General features: G+C 36.0%; 4 protein-coding genes. 2 read left to right on the plus strand and 2 right to left on the minus strand.

What is annotated here, in order from left to right; all coding sequences use genetic code 11:
- Nucleotides 1-251: 251 nt before the first annotated feature.
- Both F6K27_RS31650 and F6K27_RS31655 read right to left on the minus strand, forming a co-directional pair.
- Nucleotides 252-2,156, minus strand: coding sequence for a serine/threonine-protein kinase (locus F6K27_RS31650; RefSeq protein WP_287279533.1), 1,905 nt, complete (start codon nucleotides 2,154-2,156; stop codon nucleotides 252-254).
- A 788-nt stretch (nucleotides 2,157-2,944) separates the two neighbouring features.
- The gene (locus tag F6K27_RS31655; RefSeq protein ID WP_287279534.1) at nucleotides 2,945-3,403 is read right to left on the minus strand and encodes a GatB/YqeY domain-containing protein; all 459 of its coding nucleotides are present in this window, start codon (nucleotides 3,401-3,403) and stop codon (nucleotides 2,945-2,947) included.
- A gap of 345 nt (nucleotides 3,404-3,748) precedes the next feature.
- On the opposite strand from F6K27_RS31655, the gene F6K27_RS31660 reads away from it, so the two are divergent.
- Both F6K27_RS31660 and F6K27_RS31665 read left to right on the plus strand, forming a co-directional pair.
- Nucleotides 3,749-4,741, plus strand: coding sequence for a ribose-phosphate pyrophosphokinase (locus F6K27_RS31660; RefSeq protein WP_287279540.1), 993 nt, complete (start codon nucleotides 3,749-3,751; stop codon nucleotides 4,739-4,741).
- A gap of 698 nt (nucleotides 4,742-5,439) precedes the next feature.
- A complete protein-coding gene (locus F6K27_RS31665) occupies nucleotides 5,440-7,221 on the plus strand; it encodes a DUF262 domain-containing HNH endonuclease family protein (RefSeq protein WP_287279535.1) in 1,782 nt (593 codons plus the stop codon).
- Nucleotides 7,222-7,395 lie beyond the last annotated feature (174 nt).

Consider the following 7,395-nt stretch of genomic DNA (forward strand, 5'->3'; position numbering starts at 1 on the left):
CATCCTTAAAACTTTAACCTTTAGCGATCGCCTAATTTATGAAAAATACAGCTCATACAGTTACTTTTATGTTACATTATCAATATTTATGTAATATGTAAAGATGCCAGCGCTCATTGCTATAACTGTTTCTAATTCTGACGCACGCAGACGAAATTATACACCATTTGTAGGAGTTAACGGCCGTTAACCCTATATTTGGTGACTATGTGTAAGCCCTGACTACTTTGAAAATGTCCTGGAAATGACAACTATTCAACTAAAATTTGAGCATCAGATGAAGTTTCTTCTGCTGGAGTTGGTGAAGCTGTTGCCTCTGTTTCTGGAATCACAATTTGCTTTTTAGGCTTTTTAGAAGGTTTATCAAGCTCTTCAAGTGGAGTTGATATGGGGAATGATTTTTTGCTCTCCTTCTTAGAAGGTTTATTGAGTTGTAGACCAGAAGGTGACTCGGTTGCTTCCGGTTCTTGTATGGGTGCGGGTAACTCAGTTGCTTCTGGTTCAGAGCTAGGAAGAACTTTAGGTATAGGGTTAACTAAATTAATATCTAGCTTGTAGTCAGTACCAGGTAAACCAGGTAAGGGAATGAGAGTTATTTTGTAGTCGCCATCATTAGGTAGAGTTCCTTTCCAGATAGATACTTTCTCAGAAATTCCATCTACTGGTTCACCATCTACTGCTACTAAACTCATTAATACTCCTTCTCCTGTAACTAATAAATTCAGATTTTGCCCAAGACTCCCAGAAATTATATAGTCAATACTTTCATTCCCTCTCAAGCGACCTTCAATAGATATAGGTTCCCCTGGGGATATATTCAAACGTTCTTCTGAAGTAATTGATGGAGATGGAATTATCACAGGAGCAGGAGTCTCCGGAATAGCAGTAGAAGTAGGTAATGGTGTAATTGTTATTTCTGGTGTTGCAGATGGTACAGGAACAACAGGTAATGGTGATGGCAAAGTAGGTGATAGTGTTGATGTAGTTGTTGGAGATGGGGATGAAGTGGGTATTGGTGATGATGGAGGAGGGGCGAGGGTCGGTACTGGTATAGGATTCATTTTCGTTGGTTGCTGAAGTTGAGGTTCTTGTTGTCTGCGCTTGAGGAAAAAATTAACTGCACTCCAAGATGCTACGCCAGATAGAACAACTAATACTGCTACTAATGCAGTTGCAACCCACTGGTGATTATCAAAAAAGCTATGGTTGCTATTGGGGTTAAGGTTTTGATTTGGAGTTGCTCCTATTGTTGGTTGTTGAGAAGATGAAGGATTATTTTGTTCTTGATTGATGGTAGGTAATTGCTGAGATTTGATATGGGGTAATCTTTCCAAAGCTTGCTCTACTTCAGTAACAGACTGATAGCGATCGCCCGGTTGATGACTTAACATTCTATCGATCATCTCAGCTAACCCTAGACTAACTGCTACCCACCGTTGCCAATTCCAAGTTAATGTGGTTTGGTCGATTAATTGTTGGGGTTCTTTTCCCGTCAATAGTACAACTACTGTAACTGCCAAAGCATACAGATCGCTATTTGCTGTTGCTCTTCCCAGTTGAATTTGTTCCCAGGGAGCGTAGCCAAATTTTCCTACATTTGTCAAGGGTGCTGCTAAGTGGGAAGATTGAACTTTTGTTGCGAGTTCTTTAACTACTCCGAAGTCTATCAATACTGGCATTCGATCGCTTTCTCGCCTAATAATATTGTCGGGGGATATATCTCGGTGAATGATACCAAAACTGTGAATATGAGCTAAGACGGGTAAAATTTGTTGTAAAAAAGTTAGCACTTCTGCTTCTGAGAACAAACTATCTGTTATTTGACGCTCTTGCAATATGCTGCGATAGGTTTTGCCTTCGATATAATCTTGTAAAAGGAATAAACGTTGATTTTCTTCAAAAGTGGCTCGAAATTTGGGAATTTGGGGATGTTGAATTTGATAGAGAATAGCTGCTTCGCGAGAAAATAGTTCTTGAGATTTAGTTACTGCATAGGCATTTGTCTGTAGGGGAATAAATTCTTTGAGGGCGCAACGCTCGTTAAAACGACCTGTATCTTCTGCTAGGTAGGTACGTCCAAACCCACCTTGACCGAGAATATTAATCAAGCGATAGCGGTTTTGTAAAATAGTTCCTACAGGAATTGGTGGTTGCATAATAATAAATTTAATTTAATAGGGAACAGGCAATAGATAACATCATTTCTCAAAAACTTTTCTACATTTTCTTGAGTGGGAGAGTGGGGGAATAGGGGAATAATAAACATAAGAATAATTAACACGAACTGACTAATAATTATCAAAAATATTTTTATGCCTGTATTTATTATTTAATAATTGAAGTGTCGCCTAAGTATAGTATTACTTTTAGTAATTGGTATAATTTAAATGTGTTTTAGTTTAATATTTTTTGTATGAATAAATAAATTTAGCGATCGATTTCGAGAGCAAACCAGAGTAATTTTTTCAGATATTTATGATTTATTTCTCCCGATCAATTATCTCTATTATCTTTTTATTTTGGGTTTAATACCCCACACCTCATAAGCGGTGTTTACAATTGGTTAGAGTTATAAAACACGAAGTGGTAGGTTGTTGACTATCCCCACCCACTTTCTCCTTTTCAAACATAGAAAAAATTACTCTTACTTGATCTTATCCAATAGTAGTTGACACTCCTCTTCTCCAAAACACTTGATTTCTGAATTATCTGTAGATGCCTACATCTACAAATTCCTCTATTATTAACAGATTAAAAGTTCCTATACTTGTGGGAATTAGTAATCCATTTAATTAGTATTTTAGCTGTTGATAATAGAGTTTAATTTTAGGAAAAGAATGAAGATACTCCATCAAATCATACTCCCTTCCCATGTCGTTAAGGCCATTAAAAATGGCAAGATTTATGACCTTAACTATAGTATTGAGGTGAGCTTAATTTTTAACTATGAATTAAGCCTAGCCTTAACTGCTTCCTGCACTTTCTTTCCATCAGCCTTACCCTTCAACTGTTGCATGGCGGGACCCATCACCTTACCCATATCTTTAGGAGAATTCGCCCCTACCTGAGCAATAACTTCATCAACGATCTGAGCAATATCTTCATCAGACAATTGTTTTGGTAGATATTCTTCAAGAATGGCCAACTCTGCGGCCTCTCCATCTGCTAGTTCCTGACGACCTGCTTGAGTATACTGCTCTATTGAATCCCGGCGTTGTTTAGCCAATCTTGTTAATATATCCATTTCTTGAGTCTCTGTCAGAGAATCCTTTCCTGCTGCCCTAGCATTGGCTTCCTCTTCTAGAATTACTTTTTTAATGCTACGAACTGTTTCCAGACGAACCTTATCTTTGGCCTTCATCGCCACTTTAATATCCTCTGTAATTCTGTCCTTTAAACTCATAATCTCACTCCGGATACCAATTCACTATAAAGTCATTTTATAGCTATATTAATACTCTATTAAGGTTTTTAGTCAAACATATATTGCTTTTGACTTTGGAACTTTGACTTTTGACTTAAGAAGTTAGTATCTATCAGAAAAGTGGAATTTACTTAAGAGATTTTACGTTTTTTAAAGACCTCCATAATTTTCTTACTAAATATTCAACATTCATCTGACTTAATCTAGCAAATATTCTTGGTATATTACTAAAAAAACGATCTTTCTATCAATAAAAATACGGAAGAATATTTTTAGTTTGAGATGATAAGATCGCAATGAATAAAGGTGCTGCGAGGGCTTGCCGTGATCCGTGCTACTTTACCAATTCAGGCTCCTGTGCCTGCTACTGCTAACGATCATAATAGATTGAGGCTTTTCTCTGGATCTGCTAACGTTCCTTTGGCTACGGAAGTAGCTAGATATCTGGGTTTAGACTTAGGCCCAATGGTGCGTAAACGATTTGCAGATGGAGAACTATATGTTCAAATTCAGGAATCAATTCGAGGCTGTGATGTTTATCTAATTCAGCCTAGTTGTCGTCCAGTTAATGACAACTTGATGGAAATGTTAATCATGGTAGATGCTTGTCGTCGTGCTTCTGCCAGACAAGTGACTGCGGTTATTCCTTACTATGGTTATGCTAGAGCAGACCGTAAAACTGCTGGTCGAGAATCAATTACTGCTAAATTAGTGGCCAATTTGATTACTGAGGCGGGTGCTAATCGTATTCTAGCAATGGATTTGCATTCTGCCCAGATTCAGGGCTATTTTGATATTCCGTTCGATCATGTTTACGGTTTACCAGTAATTTTAGATTACTTAGTAAGTAAGAATTTATCTGATATTGTTGTTGTTTCTCCCGATGTGGGTGGGGTGGCGAGAGCTAGAGCTTTTGCGAAAAAGTTAAACGATGCCCCATTAGCAATTATTGATAAGCGTCGCCAAGCTCACAATGTGGCAGAAGTGTTAAATGTGATTGGTGATGTTAAGGGAAAAACTGCTGTGTTGGTAGATGACATGATTGATACGGGTGGTACTATTTCCGAAGGGGGACGACTTTTGCGCGAAAAAGGGGCGCGACAAGTTTATGCTTGTGCTACTCATGCGGTATTTTCACCACCAGCAGTTGAGCGTCTTTCTAGTGGGGTATTTGAAGAGGTGATTGTTACTAATACTATCCCATTCTTGGAGGAACATAATTTTCCTCAGTTGACTGTTCTTTCGGTGGCAAATTTATTGGGTGAAACTATTTGGCGCATTCACGAAGATACTTCAGTTAGTAGTATGTTTCGTTAGAATTTGCTGTTCTGAGATACTAGCTCGCGTTTTCCTAACTATTTTTGGGAGGGAAGAATTTGGAGAATTTAATCTTCACTAAAAATTAATAGAAAGAAAATTTTTGTGAAATCTATCGGGAGCTGGATATTCGGAAAATTAGTTCTTTTTTACTGTCTAGGGTTAGACCCACAAGGGTCTACCTACTTCGGTCAATTATGAGAAGGAAAATTTAATCTTTATTTGCTTATAGCAGAAGGAAGAAGGAAGAAAGAGGAAGGAAGAAGGAATAATCTGGCTTTGTCTTAGTTTTAAGCTTAGGACTGGTCAAAAGCTTTGTTTCCATTGCTATAACAGTAGGGTCTATTCTATGCTCTGCTGTTATTATCTTTGTTATTTTGGGTTTAATACCATGTCCGGATAAGAGCGTGATCAAAAAAACTTTCTCTTTCTTCTTCTTTCTTCCCTCCTGACTCCTGACTCCTGACTCCTGACTCCTTCATCATTTATTTATAACTGTTCAACCGGACATGATATAATACCCCACCGTCTACACGGTGTTGACAATTGGTTGGGGTTTGTAGACACGGAGTGGTGTGTTGAAGACTATCCCCATCCATTTTTTCTTCCTTCTTCCTTCTTCCCTCTTCCTTCTTCCTTATGCTTAGAAAATGCTATATTACTTCTTTCTTCCTGATTAAAACTATTGAGGTAATTATATGGCAACTATCGAATCTCAAGACATGACTCTAGAAAAGTTATTTGATGAATTTTATGTCATTCCTGATTATCAACGCGAATATGTTTGGGAGGAAAAAGAGGTCAATGAATTTATTCAAGATATATATGAAGAATTTTCTGAGCAAAATCAAAATTCCTATTCTGAGTATTTTATTGGCAGTATAATTGTTTGTAGTCGTGGGGATAATTTGTATGAAGTAATTGATGGGCAGCAACGGATGACTACTGCTTATTTAGTTCTCTGTGCAATTCGAGATTATTTATTAACTATTAATTCAAATGAACGTATTGAAGCATTAAAAAATAAGATTACTTCTCTATATACAGATGACTGGGGTAATGACCAGTTTAAACATAGGGTAGAGCTGCAATATGAAGAAAGTAGGGGAATACTAGAAAGTATTGCTATGCAAACAAATTTAGACCAAATATCTCCTACTCGTTCTGTTAAACATATTCAGAATGCTTATGCTGAAATTAGAAAATTTCTTTCTCTTAAATTTGAACTAGATGAAGTTGCTATTTCTCATATCAAAAAATTTTATGCCTATTTTCTCAAAAATGTTAAATTAATTCGCGTAAAAACAGCGAGTGTTGCTCATGCTTTAAAAATATATTCAACTTTAAATCATCGTGGTTTACCCCTAGATGATATGGATTTACTCAAGAATTTAATTTTTGCTAAAGCTAAACAAACAGACTATGAGAAAATCAAAGTAAAATGGAAAAAAATGATAGATTTACTCTATCATTCTCAGGAAAGACCGATGCGTTTTTTGCGTTATTTTATTCTGGCAAGATATGCAGAGGATGGAAATTATATTGCAGAAAAAGAAGTCTATGATTGGTTTCTCAAAAATGAATCTAGATGTGGATATAATACTGAACCTATTCTATTTGTGAATGATTTATTAGCTTCGGCAGAAGCTTATGTAGCATTTTTGTCAGGTAATAATCTCGATGGAACAGTAAATCGTTATTTGGCAAATATTCGCTGTCTTAGTGTTAATGTTAGGCAACATTTAATATTACTTTTAGCTGCTTATCAATTGCCTCAATATTGTTTTATTGAATTATGTCGACAGATAGAAAATTTATTATTTGTGGCAATGTTGACTAGCGATCGCAATCAAAAGGCATTCGATGGCATGATTCTTAAGTGGGCTAGTGAATTACGTCAAATCACATCAAGATCAGAATTTAATCAATTTATTGCTAGTCAATTTTTTTCTAGCAAGCAGGTAGTGGCAGATAAATTTGAGAAAGCATTTCATAAACTTAATAAGTCATCATTTCAACCTTATCAAATTAAATATATTTTAGCCAAACTAACACAATACATAGATGAAACTGCTTGGGGTAGTGGGGGAGGAATTGATGATTTAAGCAATTATCTTTTGAAATTAGATGTAGAACAAATTTTACCAGAATATCCTACTCAAAAAGTAATTTTATCTTTCGATAAACCTCGTGAAATAGAAAGTTATAGTAAACTTTTAGGTAATTTGACTTTGTTAGAAAGTTCGATTAAATCTGCTATTACTAATATGAGTTTTACGGGAAAAAAATTAGGCTATACTAAGTCAAGATTTCTATTGACTAGAACTATTGCTGAAAAAATTTCTGTTGGGAATAATACAACTATTGACTTAGCGGTAAAAGATTTAAAGACCTTTATTAAATGGGATTCCCACGCAATAGAAACTCGACAAGAAATATTAACTCAATTAGCTAAAAAAGTGTGGGATATTCCTGAGTAGTCGAGTATTGCTAAATAAGGTTTGATGAAAAGATTGGTTTAATTAGAGCTTGCTGATTAAATCTAAAAGCATTGACTGATATTGGTTGTAGCATTTTTAGGTCTAAAAAAGTGTTAGCTTTTCGGTGGCAAGAGCTGCATAAAGCTAGTATTTTGGGACGATTATGGCAGAAAA

The organism is Okeania sp. SIO2F5, from assembly GCF_010692685.1.
Classification (GTDB): domain Bacteria; phylum Cyanobacteriota; class Cyanobacteriia; order Cyanobacteriales; family Microcoleaceae; genus Okeania; species Okeania hirsuta.